This window comes from Streptomyces sp. NPDC001070, assembly GCF_053598835.1.
Genome location: NZ_JBSFLB010000013.1, coordinates 133,349 through 149,131 on the forward strand (window position 1 = coordinate 133,349; position 15,783 = coordinate 149,131).

At 75.0% G+C, this 15,783-nt stretch carries 12 protein-coding genes; 3 read left to right on the forward strand and 9 right to left on the reverse strand.

Annotation, left to right across the window (positions count from 1 at the left end; all coding sequences use genetic code 11):
• Window positions 1-29 precede the first annotated feature (29 nt).
• The 7 genes from ACWDAS_RS17945 to ACWDAS_RS17975 form a co-directional block, all read right to left on the reverse strand.
• Window positions 30-686: an SRPBCC family protein gene (locus ACWDAS_RS17945; protein ID WP_450391432.1), complete on the reverse strand. Its 657-nt coding sequence runs from the start codon at window positions 684-686 to the stop codon at window positions 30-32.
• A 10-nt stretch (window positions 687-696) separates the two neighbouring features.
• A complete protein-coding gene (locus tag ACWDAS_RS17950; RefSeq protein WP_450391433.1) occupies window positions 697-1,809 on the reverse strand; it encodes an XdhC family protein in 1,113 nt (370 codons plus the stop codon).
• Window positions 1,802-2,965, reverse strand: a complete 1,164-nt coding sequence (locus ACWDAS_RS17955) for a vWA domain-containing protein (RefSeq protein WP_450391436.1) — start codon at window positions 2,963-2,965, stop codon at window positions 1,802-1,804. The genes ACWDAS_RS17950 and ACWDAS_RS17955 overlap by 8 nt, the downstream gene beginning before the upstream one ends.
• Window positions 2,962-3,828, reverse strand: coding sequence for an AAA family ATPase (locus tag ACWDAS_RS17960; RefSeq protein ID WP_450391650.1), 867 nt, complete (start codon window positions 3,826-3,828; stop codon window positions 2,962-2,964). The genes ACWDAS_RS17955 and ACWDAS_RS17960 overlap by 4 nt, the downstream gene beginning before the upstream one ends.
• 286 nt (window positions 3,829-4,114) lie before the next feature.
• On the reverse strand, window positions 4,115-4,972 hold the full coding sequence (locus ACWDAS_RS17965; protein WP_450391438.1) for an FAD binding domain-containing protein: 858 nt from the start codon (window positions 4,970-4,972) through the stop codon (window positions 4,115-4,117).
• The gene (locus tag ACWDAS_RS17970) at window positions 4,969-7,362 is read right to left on the reverse strand and encodes a xanthine dehydrogenase family protein molybdopterin-binding subunit (protein ID WP_450391441.1); all 2,394 of its coding nucleotides are present in this window, start codon (window positions 7,360-7,362) and stop codon (window positions 4,969-4,971) included. Before ACWDAS_RS17970 ends, ACWDAS_RS17965 begins: the two co-directional genes overlap by 4 nt.
• Entirely contained in the window at window positions 7,359-7,901 is a 543-nt protein-coding gene (locus ACWDAS_RS17975; RefSeq protein ID WP_450391443.1) for a (2Fe-2S)-binding protein, read from the reverse strand. Before ACWDAS_RS17975 ends, ACWDAS_RS17970 begins: the two co-directional genes overlap by 4 nt.
• A 148-nt stretch (window positions 7,902-8,049) precedes the next feature.
• Between ACWDAS_RS17975 and ACWDAS_RS17980 the strand changes: the two genes are divergently transcribed.
• Window positions 8,050-8,595 (forward strand): hypothetical protein, encoded by a 546-nt coding sequence (locus ACWDAS_RS17980; RefSeq protein ID WP_450391446.1) that lies wholly within the window; start codon window positions 8,050-8,052, stop codon window positions 8,593-8,595.
• Between the two features lie 159 nt (window positions 8,596-8,754).
• Here the strand turns inward: ACWDAS_RS17980 and ACWDAS_RS17985 are convergent, their stop codons facing one another.
• Together ACWDAS_RS17985 and ACWDAS_RS17990 are read right to left on the reverse strand one after the other, a co-directional pair.
• Window positions 8,755-9,729 carry a helix-turn-helix domain-containing protein gene (locus tag ACWDAS_RS17985; protein WP_450391448.1) on the reverse strand — a complete coding sequence of 325 codons (975 nt, stop codon included), beginning with the start codon at window positions 9,727-9,729 and terminating at the stop codon, window positions 8,755-8,757.
• Between the two features lie 81 nt (window positions 9,730-9,810).
• Complete coding sequence (locus tag ACWDAS_RS17990) at window positions 9,811-13,575, reverse strand: S8 family serine peptidase (protein WP_450391451.1); 3,765 nt, start codon at window positions 13,573-13,575, stop codon at window positions 9,811-9,813.
• Window positions 13,576-14,474: 899 nt separating this feature from the next.
• On the opposite strand from ACWDAS_RS17990, the gene ACWDAS_RS17995 reads away from it, so the two are divergent.
• Window positions 14,475-15,197, forward strand: coding sequence for a hypothetical protein (locus tag ACWDAS_RS17995; RefSeq protein WP_450391453.1), 723 nt, complete (start codon window positions 14,475-14,477; stop codon window positions 15,195-15,197).
• Entirely contained in the window at window positions 15,194-15,724 is a 531-nt protein-coding gene (locus ACWDAS_RS18000; RefSeq protein WP_450391456.1) for a SixA phosphatase family protein, read from the forward strand. Before ACWDAS_RS17995 ends, ACWDAS_RS18000 begins: the two co-directional genes overlap by 4 nt.
• Window positions 15,725-15,783 lie beyond the last annotated feature (59 nt).

The window sequence follows — 15,783 nt, forward strand, 5'->3', positions numbered from 1 at the left end:
AACGGTGGCGCAGGGCGGCGCACCGCCGCTCAGCGGCGGCGCCGCAGCACGAACACCACCACCGCGGCGACCGCGGCCGAAACCGCCGCCGCCACCGCCGCGCGCTTGGCGACCGGGGCGCCGGCCACGCGGAGCAGGTCGATCGGCTCGTCCTCGTGACCCGTGGGCGCGGGAGGCGCGCTCTGCGCGACCGGGGCGAGGCCCTCGCCGGCGCCCGCCGAGGGGGACTTCGCCGTCTCCCGGGGCGCGGCCAGCCGGCCGGCCAGGCAGTCGGCGAACTGCCCGATGATGCGGTCGCCGACCTCGCCCATCACGCCGCGCCCGAACTGCGCGGGCCGCCCGGTCACCGCCAGGTCGGTCGTCACCGACACCACCGTGGCGCCGTCCTTCTCCGACAGGGTGCCGGTCACCGTCGCGCGCGCCGTGCCCTGGCCCCGGACCTCCTTGCCGCGGGCGGCCAGCACGACGCGGTGCGCGGTGCCGTCCCGCTCCTCGAACACCGCCGTGCCGCGGTACGTCACCGTCACCGGGCCGACCTTCACCTTCACCGCGCCGGTCACGGTCTCGCCGTCGTACTCCTCCACGGTCGCGCCCGGCATGCACGGCGCGACGCGCTCGATGTCCAGCAGCGCCCGCCAGGCGTCCTCCACCGGGACGGGGACGCCGAACTCGTGGTGCAGCTCCATGATCTCCTCCTCACACCGGCCTGAGCACCGGAGGGTGGATCGCGCCGGCCGTGCCCGACAGCGGGGTGCCGCTGCCGCCCCAGCGCAGCGCGATGATCTCGGCGGCGATCGACACCGCGACCTCCTCGGGCGTGCGCGCGCCGAGGTCCAGCCCGATCGGCGAGCGCAGACGGGCCAGTTCGGCAGGTCCCACCATCGTGTCGCGCAGCCTCTTCAGCCGGTCCTCGTGAGTGCGCCGGCTGCCCATGACGCCGATGTACGCGGCGGGGCGGCGCAGCGCGACCTCCAGCAGCGGCACGTCGAACTTGGGGTCGTGGGTGAGGACGCACACCACCGTGCGGTCGTCGGTCTCCGTGCCGCTCAGATAGCGGTGCGGCCAGTCGACGACGACCTCCACGCCCTCCGGGAAGCGCTTGGGCGTCGCGAAGACCGGACGCGCGTCGCAGACCGTCACCTGGTAGCCCAGGAACAGCCCGATCCGCGCCACGGCCGCCGCGAAGTCGATCGCGCCGAACACCAGCATCCGCGGCGGCGGGGCGAACGACTGCAGGAACACCGTCACGTCGTCCTCGCGCCGTTCGCCGTGCCGGCCGTAGTGCCTCTGCCCGGTGGCGCCCTGGGCCAGCTCACCGCGCGCGTCGTCGGTGACCGCCGCGTCCAGGCCCTCGGAGCCGAGCGTGCCCGCGACGCGGTCCGGCCACACGGTGAGCGAGGCCCCGCGCGGCGCGGGACCGTCGAGTACCGTCGCGGAGACCACCGGGCGGTGCTCCGCGACGGAGGCCGCGATCCCGCCGAATCCGGCGTCGGTGGCGGGGGACACCGGCCGGACCAGCAGGGTGATCTCACCGCCGCAGGTCAGGCCGACCTCGAAGGCGTCGGCGTCGCTGTAGCCGAAGGTGTGCAGCCGGGCCTCGCCCGACTCGACGACCTCCTTGGCCAGTTCGAAGACCGCGCCCTCCACGCAGCCACCGGAGACACTGCCGACGACCTCGTCGTCCGGCCCGACCGCCATCGCCGCGCCCGGCCCGCGCGGCGCGCTGCGGCTGACCGCCACGACCGTGGCCAGCCCGAAGGGGGTCCCCGAGGCGTACCAGCGACTCAGCGCCGGAAGGATCTCACGCACCGTCGGCTCCTCTCACCACGGCGGCCAGACGTTCCAGCGCGCCCAGACTGTGCCCCTCCACGAAGGCGTCCACGCTCGGCAGCGCCGCCGCCATCCCCGCCGCCAGCGGGGCGTAACCCTGCCTGGCCTTGCGCGGATTGGCCCACACCACGCGGTACGCCAGCCGGGACAACCGCCGCATCTGCGCGGCCAGCAGGGCGGGGTCACCGCGCTCCCAGCCGTCCGACAGCAGCACGACCACCGCGCCGCGCGCCATCCCCCGCGCCCCCCACCGGTCCAGGTACGCCCGCAGCGTCTCCCCGAGCCGGGTCCCGCCGCTCCAGTCGGGCACCGCGGCCCCGACCGCGGCCAGTGCCGCGTCGGGGTCACGGCGCGCCATCTCGCGGGTGACCCGGGTCAGCCGGGTGCCCAGGGTGAACACCTCGGTGGGGGTACGGCCCCGGGAGCCGTGCGCGGCGGCGTGCGCGAAGCGCAGCAGCGCGTCCGCGTACGGGGCCATCGACCCGCTGACGTCCAGCAGCAGCACCACCCGGCGCGGCTTGCGGGCCGGTGCCCGCCGCAGCAGCGCGGCGGGCTCGCCGCCCCGTCGCAGCAACTCCCTTACGGTACGCCGCGGATCCACGCCGCCCCGACGCGCGGGCCGCCTCCGGGACGTGCGGCGCGGTTCGCCGTCGAGCGCGAACACGGCCAGCAGCTTGTGCAGTTGGGCCCGCTCCGCGGCGGTCAGGGCGGCCACGTCGCGGTGCCGCAGCACCTCCGTCGCGCTGGCGAGCGCGGTCACCGCCGGTCCGGCGCCCTCCTCGTGGTCCCCCGCCCGCTCCCCGGGGACGGCCCGCGGGACCGCGAGCGGGCGCACCGGGCGGACCGCAGGGCGCACCCGGCGGGGCGGCGGCCGGTCACCCTCGAAGAACGCCGCGAAGACCCGGTCGTAGCGCTCCAGGTCCTCCGGGTCGCCGCACAGCGTCAGCCGCCCGGCCCAGTACACGTCACGGCGCCGCGCCGGATCGAGCCGCCCGAGCGCCGCCAGGAACGCCGCCACCCGGTCGGGTCCGGCCGGCACGCCGGCGGCCCGCAGCGCGCGGGCGAAACCCACCACCCCCGCTGTGCCGTCCGCCGCCACCGCGCCCACCGTGTCCTGCGTGCGTATCGCGCTCACCGCGACCCACCGGCTCGCGCGGCGAGGATCTCCGACAGGTCGAGCGAGCGCGCGCGCTCCGCGTCCTCGCGGTACTTCAGCACCGACCCGAGGGTGGCCATCGCCAGCTCCGCGTCGAGTTCCGTCGCCCCCAGCGCGGCCAGCGCCTCCGCCCAGTCGATGGTCTCCGCCACCCCCGGCGGCCGCACCAGGTCCTGGTCCCGCAGACTCTGCACCACGGCGGTCACCTGCTCCGCGAGCCGTGCCGCCACCCGCGGCTGCCTGCGCCGTACGATCGCCAGCTCCCGCTCGAAGGAGGGATGCTCGAACCAGTGGTACAGGCAGCGCCGCTTGAGCGCGTCGTGCACCTCGCGCGTCCGGTTGGACGTCAGCACCACCACGGGTGGCGACTGCGCCCGCAGCGTGCCCAGTTCGGGGACGGTGACCGTGTACTCCGACAGCAGCTCCAGCAGGAAGGCCTCGAACTCGTCGTCCGCGCGGTCGATCTCGTCGACGAGCAGCACCGAGGGAGAGGTCTCCAGGGCCTGCAGCAGCGGCCGCGCGAGCAGGAACCGCCGGCTGTAGAGCTCGCCCTCCAGTGCCTCCGCGTCGCTGACGCCCGCCGCCTCGGCCGCCCGCAGATGCAGCAGCTGCCGCGGGAAGTCCCAGTCGTACAGCGCCTGCGACGCGTCGATGCCCTCGTAGCACTGGAGCCGGATCAGCGGCGCGCCCAGCGCCTTCGCGAGCGCGTGCGCCAGCGCGGTCTTGCCCACGCCCGCGTCGCCCTCGCAGAAGATCGGGCGGTGCAGCGTCAGCGCGAGGTAGCAGGCGACGGCGAGGCCGTCGTCGACCAGGTATCCGGTCTCCTCCAGGCGCGTCCGCATCTGCTCCGGGCCGGCGACGTCCGGCGCCGCCCCGGTGGTGCGGGGCGGGCTCGCGAGCGCGGCGGCGGCGCCGTCCACGGAGGCGGCCGGTGCGACGGCCGGCGTGGTGTGCGGCGGCGCGGTGCCGTGGGGCGCGGCGGCGGATGCCGGGGCGCCGGGGCCGTACGGTCCCACCGCCCCGGCGCGTGCCGTCGTCACCGGAAGGGGCCCGTGGGAGGGGCCCGCCGGGGCGGCCCACCCCGGCGGGATCCCGCGCGCCGGCCCGGTCATGTGCTGCGCCCGCTCCTCATGTCAGGTCCGCCGCGGCGAGGACGGCCCTGCGGGTCAGGACCCTGGCCAGATGCTCCCGGTACTCGGCGGACGCCGACAGGTCGGACGCGGGACGGGTGCCCTCCGCCGCGCCGTCGGCGGCCGCGGTCACCGCCTCCGGTGCCGCGTCCGCACCCGCCAGGGCCGCCTCGCAGGCGGCGGCGCGCAGCGGGGTGGGTCCCATGTTCGACAGGCCGACGCGGGACTCGACGATGCGGCCGTCGTCGCGCCGGACGAGCGCGGCCACTCCCACCACGGCCCAGGCCTGGGCGCTGAGCTGGAACTTCTCGTAGTGGAAGCCCCAGGCGTCCGACTTGGGCACCCGTACCTCCACCAGCAGTTCGTCGGGCCGCAGCGCCGTCTCCAGGTAGTCGGTGAAGAACTCCCGGGCCGGGATCACGCGCCGCCCGTCCGGGCCCTGGGCGACCAGTCCGGCGTCCAGGGCGAGGACCGCCGCGGGCACGTCCCCGGCCGGGTCGGCGTGGGCGAGGGCGCCGCCGATCGTGCCGCGGTGACGCACCGCCGGATCGGCGACCGTGGCCGTGGCGGCGGCCAGCAGCCCGGCGTGCCGGCGCACCAGCGGGTCGTGCACGACGTCGTGGTGCGAGGTCAGGGCGCCGATGACGAGGGCGTCCCCGTCGACCCGCACCCCGCGCAGACCGGGGATGCGGCCCACGTCCACGACGAGTTCGGGGAAGGCGAGCCGCAACCGCAGAATCGGCAGCAGGCTCTGGCCGCCGGCGAGCACCTTCGCCTCGTCCCCGGCGAGGGCGAGCTGCCCCACGGCCTCCTCCACGGTGCGGGGCCTGGCGTAGTCGAACGACGCGGGGATCATGAGCTGCCCTCCTCCGGCCGGGCGGAGCGCGCGTTCCGCAGGGCCCGCCAGACCCGCTCCGGCGTGCACGGCATCGGGACGTCCGCGACGCCCAGCGGCCGCAGGGCGTCGACCACGGCGTTGACCACCGCGGGGGTCGAGGCGATCGTCCCGGCCTCGCCGACGCCCTTGACGCCCAGCGGATTGGTGGTCGCCGGCGTCTCGGTGCGGTCGGTGAGGAAGTCGGGCAGGTCGGCCGCGCAGGGCACCAGGTAGTCGGCCATGGTGCCGGAGACCAGGTTGCCCTCCTCGTCGTACACCGCCTCCTCGAACAGGGCCTGGGCGATTCCCTGCGCGAGCCCGCCGTGCACCTGGCCCTCCACGATCATCGGGTTGACGACCTTTCCGACGTCGTCCACGCACACGTAACTGCGGATCCGGACCCGGCCGGTCTCGGTGTCCACCTCCACCGCGCACAGGTGCGTGCCGTGCGGATAGGAGAAGGCCTCCGGGTCCTCCACGTGCTCGGCGTTGATCGTCGGTTCCAGGCCGTCGGGCAGGTCGTGGGAGGTGAACGTCGCGAAGGCGATCTCCTGGATGGTCTTCCGGGCCTCCGGGGACCCCTTCACCGAGAAGACGCCGTCCGCGAAGTCCAGGTCGTCCTCGCTCGCCTCCAGCAGGTGCGCGGCGACCCTGCGGGCCTTGTCCACCACCTTGCGCGCGGCCCGGTGCACCGCCACGCCGCCGACGACCAGCGAGCGCGAGCCGTAGGTGTCCATGCCCTGCGGCACTGTGCGCGTGTCGCCGTGCAGCACCTCGACGTCCTCGAAGGGCACCCCGAGCACGTCGGCCGCGATCTGGCTCCAGCTCGTCACATGCCCCTGCCCGTGCGGGCTGGTGCCGGTCAGCACCTCGACCTTGCCGGTGGGCAGCATCCGGATGGACGCGGCCTCCCAGCCGCCCGCCCCGTAGCGCAGGTCGCGCAGGATCCGGCTGGGCGCCAGCCCGCACATCTCGGTGTACGTCGACACGCCGATGCCCAGCCGCACCGGGTCGTCGCGCTCCTCCCGCCCGCGCTGCTCGGAGCGCAGGTCGTCGTAGCCGAAGAGGGCGAGCGCCTTGTCCGTGGCGGACTCGTAGTCCCCGCTGTCGTAGGTCAGCCCGCCGATGGTGGTGTACGGGAACTCGTCGTGGCCGATCCAGTTGCGGCGGCGCACCTCCACCGGGTCCATGCCCAGCTCGGCGGCGAGTTCGTCCATCATGCGCTCGATCGCGAAGGTCGCCTCGGGACGGCCCGCACCGCGGTAGGCGTCGGTGGGGGTCTTGGTGGTGAAGACGCCCGTGCAGGTGAAGTCGTAGGCGTCCATCTTGTAGATGCCGGGGAACATGAACGCGCCCAGCAGCGGGATGCCCGGCGTCACGATCATCAGGTACGCGCCCATGTCCGCGAGGAGGTCGACCTTCAGGCCCAGCAGCTTTCCCTCGCGGGTCGCGGCGAGCTCGAGGTCCTGGATCTGGTCGCGACCGTGATGGGTGGCCAGATAGCCCTCGGACCGCGACTCCGTCCACTTCACGGGGCGGCCCAGCTTCCGGGCGACGGCCAGTCCGATGGCCTCCTCGCCGTACACCTGGAGCTTGGAGCCGAATCCGCCGCCCACGTCCGGCGCGACCACCCGGATCCGGTGCTCGGGGATGCCGGTGACGACCGCCATCATCACGCGGACGATGTGCGGGATCTGCGTCGCGGAGTAGAGGGTGTACTCGTCCGAGGTGCCGGGCGGGACCGCCACGACGGCCCGCGGTTCCATGGCGTTGGGGATGAGCCGCTGCTGGCGGAAGCGCCGGCGCACCACCACGTCGGCGCGGTCGCGCACGGTCGCGTAGTCCTCGCCCGTGGCGAGCGGCCAGGTGTAGCAGCGGTTGGTGCCCTTGTCGGCGTGGACCAGCGGGGCGTCCCCGGCGAGCGCGGCCTCCATGTCGAGCACCGGCGGCAGCGGCTCGTAGTCGACGTCGATCGCCTCCAGCGCGTCGGCGGCCGCGTAGCGGTCGCGGGCGACGACGACGGCGACCGGGTCGCCGGTGTGGCGGACCTCGTCCACGGCGACCGGCGGGTGTTCGGGGAGCACGATGTCCTCGGTGACCGGCCAGGCGCAGGGCAGCGAGCCCAGCCCCTCGGCCAGGTCGCGGCCGCTGAACGCGGCGACGACACCGGGCCGCTCCAGCGCCGGGGCGACGTCGATCCGCTCGATGCGGGCGTGCGCCATGGGGCTGCGCAGGATCGCCATGTGCAGCAGGCCCGGAACGGTGATGTTGTCGGTCCAGTTGGTCCGCCCGGTCACCAGGCGGGCGTCCTCCTTGCGTACCCGCGGGCGGCCGACCTCGGGCTCGCGCCGGGTGAGCTGCTCGGTCATACCGGCGCCCTCCTTCCGGCCGTGCTCGGCGCGGCGTGCTCCGCGACGGCGCCGGGTTCGGGCGCGCGGTGCCGGCGTTCCTCGGCGGCGGCCGCGAGCACGGCGCGCACGATGTTCATGTAACCCGTGCAGCGGCAGAGGTTGCCCTCCAGGGCCTCGCGGACCTCCTCAGGCGTGGGGTCGGGGTTCTCCCGCAGCAGGTCGCGGGCGGCCATGATCATGCCCGGGGTGCAGAAGCCGCACTGCAGGGCGTGCTGCTCGTGGAACGCCTTCTGCAGCGGATGCCATGTGCCGTCGGCGGAGGCGAGCCCCTGGATCGTCGTCACCTCGCCGCCGTCGGCCTGCACGGCGAGCACCGAGCAGCTCTTCACGCTCTGTCCGTCGAGGTCCACCGTGCAGGCACCGCAGTTCGTGGTGTCGCAGCCGACGGGGGTGCCGGTCAGACCGAGCCGGTCCCGCAGGTAATGGACGAGCAGGAGGCGGGGCTCCACCTCGTCCTCGTAGACCGTGCCGTCCACCTTCACCGAGATGCGGGTCATATGCCCTCCCAGAGGCGCGCGCGTGGCGAATACCCCGTTCTGCTCTGATACGCGCAACTCTAAGGCGCGGCGGGGGACAACGCGATGGCTCGGACGCGAGTTCCACGGGCCTCTTGCGCTCGGATATCCGAGGCGTAATGTTGATTACATGATTACAAGCGAGCAGAAGGAGGCGCTGCGCGGCTGGCTGGCCGGGCGGCTCCCCGAAGGACTGTTCGACGCGCTCGTGGACGTCACGGTCGACCGCGAGGAGATCACGGTGGTCGGCCGCATCCCCGAGCCCGACATCGGCGCGGACGCGTCCCGGGTCGAACGCGATGCCGCGCTGGACGGGCGGATCGCCGAGTTCCGGGAACGCACCCGCGAGGATCGCGTCGCCGTCGCCCGCGAGGCGGAACGCCGCTTCGGGCGCAAGGTCTCCTGGGGCGTGGAGTGCGGCGGCCGCAGGGCCATGTACACGACCGTCTCCGCCCCCGTCATGACCCGTCTCCGCCAGCCCGAGCGCCAGGTCCTCGACACCCTCGTCGCCGGCGGCGTCGCGCGCAGCCGCAGCGACGCCCTCGCCTGGTGCGTCCGCCTCGTCCAGCGCAACACCGACACCTGGCTGGGCGACCTGCGCGATTCGCTGGAACACGTCCAGCGCGTCCGCGCGAAGGGCCCCGACCGCGACGCCGCCCCTTCCGGGGACGCCTGACAACGGTCCCTCCGCCGCGGTCCGGTGGCCCTGGTGGCTCGTGCGGTGTGTCCGTGCGGCCGTCTCGGAGGAGGGGGCGGCCACACGGCTCCCCGCTCGGGGAGCAGCCGGCGGTCGGGAACGCCGGGGAGAAGGGGCGCTCCGGTGGCAGGCCCTGGGTCAGGCCCAGCCCCGGCGGGCGGCGTGCCAGCCGAGCTGGATGCGGCTGTCCACGCCGGCCTTCGCCATGAGTTCGGCGATGCGGCGCTGCACGGTACGCCGCGACACCCCGAGGCGGCTCGCGGCCGCCTCGTCCGTGAGCCCGGCGAGGATCAGTGCCAGCAGGCGGGCGTCGAACTCCTCGATGCCGTCCGGGCGCTCCTCTGTGACGCTGTCGCCCGCCGCGCCCGGCGACAGCGGGTAGGCATGCTCCCAGGCCAGTTCGAAGTAGGCGATCAGCGCGTCCAGCAGCCCGCCCGCGTGCACCAGCACCGAGGCCGCGGCGGTGTTGCGGCCGCTGAGCAGAGGCAGCATCGCCAGCTCCCGGTCGGCGATCATGAACTTCACCGGTACGACGTCGGCGACCCCGATCCGCTGCCCGGCCGCGAGGTCCGCGAGGGCCCGCGTGACCATGCCGGGTTCGTTGAGCGCGTCCCGCTGCACGATCGTGCGGTACAGCACGCCACGGCGGACGCCCGCGCTCTCGGCCGCGTTGTCGCCGGGTCGCACCACGGAGAGCTCGGGCACCATCATCGACCGCACCTCGTGCCGGGCGGACTCCTGGAGCTGCCGGAACCGGTGCCGTACCGCCTCCACCTCGCTGATCACCTCGACGACGCCGCTCGCGGCGGACGTCCTGTGCTGTTCGGCCAGCGCGAGCAGCGCGTGCTCGGCCGCGCCCAGCTCGTCGCGCCGGCGCCGCAGTTCGCCGCCGAGCGCGACCGCCGGGGGCGCCGCCGTGAAGCGGGAGGCCGTACCGGTCACGGCCTCGTGCACCGCGAGGCCGCGTCCGGTCAGGCCGGTGAGCAGTTCCCGCACCTCGGTTGCGGCGCGGCCGCTGTCGGCGGCCAGTTCGTGGACGGCGGCACGGCCGCGGGCCACGAGGAGTCGGTAGATCTCCTCCTCCGCCGGGCCGAGACCGAGCGCGGCGAGCATGGGTACTCCTCGGAGCGGGTGGGGGTGCCGGGGCCCCGGGCGTGGATGCCCGGGGCCCGCTCGTGACACGGATGCGGAAAACTACTTCAGTCCGTAGGCCCGCGTCACCTCCTGTGTGACGCTGTTGCCCGCGTCGTCCCAGGTCCGGGCCTTCAGTGACACGAATCCGCGGTGCGGGGCGTCGAAGCGGGCGGTCCAGTGACCTGATGCCGTGCGGTCCAGACGGACCCGACGCCAGTGGCGCCCGTCGTCGTACGACACCGCAAGCGTCGCGCCCGCGACCCGGCCGGCCCCCGCCGCGTCCGGCAGATGGCTGCCGGTCAGGCGCAGGGTCTGCCGGCCGCCGCGGGCGTCGCCCGCGAGGTCGGTGGCGACGTCGTAGTCGAGCTGCATCAGCGCCATCCGGTCGATCCCCAGCGGATCGGTCACCGGCTCGGACCTCACCTGCCACACGCTGTGCGTCCGGGGCGAGAGCCGATAGGCGGCCGCGTCGCGCTTCGCGCGCAGGTCGAGGGTGTAGGTGGAGGGCACGGTCGGGATCGGCCAGAGCGTCGCCGACGCGTAGGCCGAGGTCTTCACCAGCTCACCGTCCTGGTACACCTTGAAGTCCAGGCCGGCGGTGCCGTCCTGCATGGTGCCGCCGTGGCCGCGGCCGCCGTCCGTCCAGGGCTGGATGTTGAAGGACAGGAAGCCCTGCTGCCGTTCGGACCACCAGTAGCCGCCGCCGTTGCGCGGATGGACCACGGGGCCGAACCAGTCGCTGGTCACCCGGGTGCCCGCCCGGTACGTGGTGACGGCGCCGTTCGACTCCAGGGCCAGACCGGGTCCGGTGATCGCGTCCTCGGCCCACGAGGTGCCGGGCTGTGCCGAGAGGTAGTCGGTGCGCGTCCCGGGCATGTCCATCCGCAGGGGGAACCCGACCGTGTAGCTGCGGTACGGCCGGTAGTCCCAGCGGTACTCGCCGCTGGGGTACCCGGTGGTGCCGTGGAAGCGCATGTCCACGACGGCCAGTTCGGAGGCCCGCGGCCGGTAGGTCAGGCCCGTCGCCGGGATCCGGCCGGGATGCGGGTCGACCAGGTCGTAGACGTACGGCGAGTTCGGCACACCCTCGGTGTCCAGGCGCAGCGAGCCGCGCCGGGCCCGCTCGATCAGTGGCGCGCCCTCGCGGGCGGTCACCGAGGCCACCGGGACGGTGCTGTAGCCGCCCTCGTCGGTGCCGACGTACTCCAGGAGCTTGCCGGGGGCGTCGTTGACCACGATCAGCAGCGCGGCGCCGGCGCCGGCCGCCGCCTCGGCCCGCTGCGAGCCGGTGAGCGCGTCCGAACGGGTCACCAGCACGGCCTTGCCCTTGGCGCGCAGCCCGGCGTAGTCGGCGGGCGCGCCGGAACCGGCGTACACCGCGTCCACGCGCTTCCTGCCCTTGTAGAGCGCGGTTCCGGCCTGGCCGAGGACCGTGACGGGCTTGCCGTCACGGGACAGGGACAACAGCGGGTAGGCCTTGCGCCAGCGGGTCTCGTACTCGAAGGCGCCCTGGGTGACCTTCCGGGTGGGCAGCACGAACATGCTGTCGTACGTCGACGGCAGGAGGTACTGCGAGTCCACGGTGCTGATGCCGCCGTCCGAGCGGTACCAGTGCATGCCGAGCATCCGGTCCTCGGTCCTGCGCGGCACCTCGGCGGTGACCTCGCGGGTCCTGCTCGCGTCCAGGACGAGCGTGCGGTCCCGGTCCATGACGAGTTCCGGGTCGCCCATCAGGGCCATGCCGAGCGAGTCCGGGCCGTGGCTGCCGGCGACGTCGAGGTAGCTCAGCGCGCTGTAGGTGCCGGCCCTCAACCGCACCGTCGCACGGCCGCTGTCGTCTACGGGGACGATCTGCGGGTCCGCGTCGGTCCCGAAGCGCTGCAGCTGGACGAAGCCCGAGGCGGGCTTGCCGGAGCGGTCCTTGAGGGTGACGCCCAGCGCGTGGCGCTCCTCCTCCCGGTACAGGCCGACCTGGGTGCGCGCCCGCACGGCTCCGGAGGCGTCGCTCGCGGCGATCTGCCCGAGGTAGCGGCGGCCGTCGGCGCCGAGTCCCGGCCGCGCGGTGGCCGTGACGGAGGCCGTGCCGTGCGCCGGGACGGTCACGGAGTCCGCGGACAGGGCGAACATCCCGCCGGGCGCGGGGGTTCCGGCGTCGGCGCCCGGGTCGACGTCGTACGGGCCGCCGGCCACCGAGGCGGTCAGGCCGAGGGAGAGGGCGACGGGGGAGTCGCCGCTGTTGCGGTAGGTCACCGTGCGCTCGACCGCGGCCGGGCCGTTGTGGGGCCAGGCGTCGAAGCCGAAGTAGGCCGAACCGGTGGCGCTGAGGGGGGCGGTGGTGGAGGCGGCCAGGTCGACCCGGCCCGCACCGACCTGATAGGCCGTCAGGTCTGGAAGCGGCTTGGACGTGCTCATCAGCGCGTCCTTGAGCTGCGGACCGCTCCAGCCCGGGTGCTCCTGGGCGAGGATCGCGGCGGCGCCCGCGACGTGCGGCGTGGCCATCGAGGTGCCGCTCATCGTCTGGTACCAGCCGCCGTCGGCGCTGCCCCCGGCCTTCGCGGCCAGGATGTCCACGCCCGGGGCGGCGATGTCCGGCTTGAGCGCGTAGTCGCCGTACCGCGGGCCCGTGGTCGAGAAGTACGCGAGCCTGTCCCCGGAGTCCACCGCGGCCACGGTCAGCGCCGCGTCGGCGGTGCCCGGGGCGCTCATGGACGCCTCGTAGCCGGTGTTGCCGGCGGCGACGACGAACAGCGCGCCGCTGCTCTCGCTGAGCCGGTCCAGGGCCTGGCTCATCGGGTCGGTGCCGTCGGTGGGCTCGGAGCCACCGAGGCTCATGCTGACCACCTTGGCGCCCTGGTTCACCGCCCACTCCATGCCGGCGATGACCCAGGAGTCCTCGCCGTACCCCTCGTCGCCGAGCACCTTGCCGATCAGCAGGTCGGCGCCGGGCGCCACGCCCTTCTCGGCGCCGTCGGAGGCGGCGCCGCTGCCGCCCACGGTGGAGGCGGTGTGGGTGCCGTGGCCGTTCCCGTCCTCGGCGGACTCGCCGGGCACGAAGCTGACCGCGCTGCTCACCCGGCCGGCCAGGTCGGGGTGGTGGGTGTCGGCCCCGGTGTCCAGCACGGCGACCTTGACGCCCGTACCGTCGAGGCCGGAGCTCCAGGCGGCCGGCGCGCCGATCTGCGCGGTGCTGTCGTGGAGTGCGGCGCGGACCCGGCCGTCCAGCCAGATCCTGGACAGACCGCCGCGCAGGGCGGGCCGGTCCGCGGGGGCGACATCGGCCACCGAGGTCCATACCTTCCTGGCCTGCTTCTTGGCCGCCCTGACGGAGGCTCCGTTGACGCTCTTGAGCGACCGCACCCTGGTCGTGCCTGCCGGCGTCGCGGCGGCGGCCTTGTCGCGGTAGCCGAGGATCAGCGGGATGCCGGTGCTGTGCTGGTCGTCGTAGCCCTGCTCGATCAGGGCGGTGACATCGAACAGCCTCCGGTCCAGGCGGTTCGCGGCGAGGTAGGGCAGGGCCTCGTCCGGGTAGACGTAGAGGTCGCCGCCGGCGGTCTCGGTCCGTATGCCTCCTGTGGCGCCGTGCGGGCGCCGTACGTCGACGGACTTCTTGCCGCCGCCGACGTCCGTCACCCGGACGACGTCGCCGGTGATCAGCGTGACCGTGCGGGTGGCGCCGGCGTGACGGGGTGCGGCCGATGCCGGCGGCGTGCTGTCCGCGGTCGCCGGTCCTGCCCGCCCGGTGAGGGTCGTGAGGACGACGACGACCGCGGCGGCCGTGGAGAGGAACCGTCTGCCTCGTGGGCGGCGGGGTATGAGGGAGGTCATGGCCCGGTCCTACCGGCCCCTCCGCGACCGGGGGAACGATCGGTGACTGGCGGCAAAGCGCCACGTCTCACATGTGCCAGGGCGCGGGCCGCCGGTGCCCCGTGCCGAGCACCTCGCCCCGGGCAGGGGAACGCGCCGGCAGCGGACGGGCCCCGGAGCACGCCGAATCCGTTCCCTCAGGCCGCCGGTGCGGGGCCCGGGCCACGGTGCAGCGCTCGCGGCGATCGGTGGACGGGGGCGGGCGCGAGGGCATCGCCACCTGGCCGGCGTCGCCGGCCCGTACGAAGGCGGCTCGCCCCGGCCGGCGGGAATGCATACGGCGAAGAGCGGCGCACCGGCGTCCAGTTCGGCGCCGGACGGGGCAGCGGACGCGTGGTGGACCGCCTCCTCGGCCGTGTCCGGGAACAACTCCGGGCAGGTGTGCATCGGTTCCCACTGGCGGGGTGCGGCGGCAGGTGCGGCGGCATCGTCCCGATCAGGGCGGTGGCGGTGAGACGGCCCGCGACGAGCGGATCCCCCGGATCGGGGGAGGTACCTCTTCCGGCCCCGCGGCTCCACGCGAGCCGCGAGAGCGTCCGCTGGGGGTGACGAGGTCGCGCGCGGCCGCGGTCCGCCCGGCCCCCGGCGGCAACCGGAGCACCTGTCGCCCGGCGCGGCAGGCACTTCCGGCCGGTCCGGGGCGAGCGGCCGCGCGCAGGCGCTCCCGCGCCGGGGCGGCGTCGGGGGGCAGGGCGCCGGCCGGCGGGAAGTCCTCGGGCCCGCAGGGCACTTCGCGGACGCCGGCGAGCCGGGGCCCCGGCCGGGGCGCCCGGTTCCGCGGCGTTCCGGACACCACGCGAGGCCCCGTCACCCCGGAAGGGGGTCTGCGGTGGTGGGCCGTACGGCGTAGATTCGGAGGCGTGCTGCGCATCGTGGACGGCAGGAGCGGCGAGCCCGTGGATCTGGACCCGGGACGCCGGGTCCCCCTTCGGGTGCTCGCTCACACCGGTCCCGCGGGCGGGACGACGGCGCTGAGGGTGCTTCTGGTGGCGGACGTGCTGGCGCGTACGGCGGAGACCTACGGCGGACAGGTGCTGGTCGCGGTGGTGGGCCCGGCCGACCCCGCCCTGGCCGCGGCCGCCTCGGCGCTCGGCATCCTGCCCGCCGCGGCGCGGGGCGACAGCACGCCCGAGGCCGAGGAGGCGCTGGCCGGCCGCGCCCGGGTCCACGTCACGGCGGCGGGCGGCGAGACCGGCGCCCCCCGCATGGACGTCGGACAGGTTCACCCGTACGAGGTACCCGCCGGGCCCGCCGTACGGCTCGCGCTGCTCGGCCTCGACCGCCGGGCCCCGGCCGAGCTGACCCCGCCGGCGCTGGATGCGGCGGAGGCGCGGCTCCGGCACTGGCGCCGTGCCGTCGCCGGCTGGGCCGACTCGCCGTCCAAGCCGATGTGCGCCGAGTACGTCGAGCACCTCCAGGCGTCGCTGACGGCGGATCTGGACACCGCGGCCTACCTGGCCACCCTGGACCGGCTGGAGGCGGAGACGGTGCTCCCGGCGGGCTCCCGCTTCGAGACGTTCGCCCACGCGGACCGCGTGCTCGCCCTGGAGCTGACGCGCGAGGTCGGCGGGGTGCGGCCGTGAGGGACCACGCGGAGGGGCCGCGACGGCTCATCGTGCTGCGGCACGCCAAGTCCGCCTGGCCGCCGGACGTCCCCGACCACGACCGCCCGCTCGGCACCCGCGGCCGGCGCGACGCCCCCGCCGTCGGCCGCTGGCTGCGCGAGGGCAAGCACACCCCGGACCTGGTGATCTGCTCGACCGCCCGCCGCACCCGGGAGACCTGGGAGCTGGCCGCCGAGGCGCTGGGCGCCGCGCCGCCTCCGCCGGTGCGCTTCGACGAGCGGGTGTACGCGGCCACCGCGCGCGCCCTGCTCGACGTCGTGCGCGAGACCCCCGGCGACGCGGCGGTGGTCCTGCTGGTCGGCCACAACCCCGGGGTGCAGGACCTCGTGCTCCGGCTGACGGGCGAGGCCCGCGCCGACGCCCTGTTCCGCGCGTCGGACAAGTTCCCGACCTCCGCCGTCGCTGTCCTCACCTGGCCGGGGCCCTGGTCGTCACTCGCCCCGGAGCGCGCCCGCCTGGACGACTTCGCGGTCCCGCGCGGCTAGACGTACTCGGCCGACACGTCGGTGACACGTCCGTGTCGGTTGTTGATCATGGAGGGCCT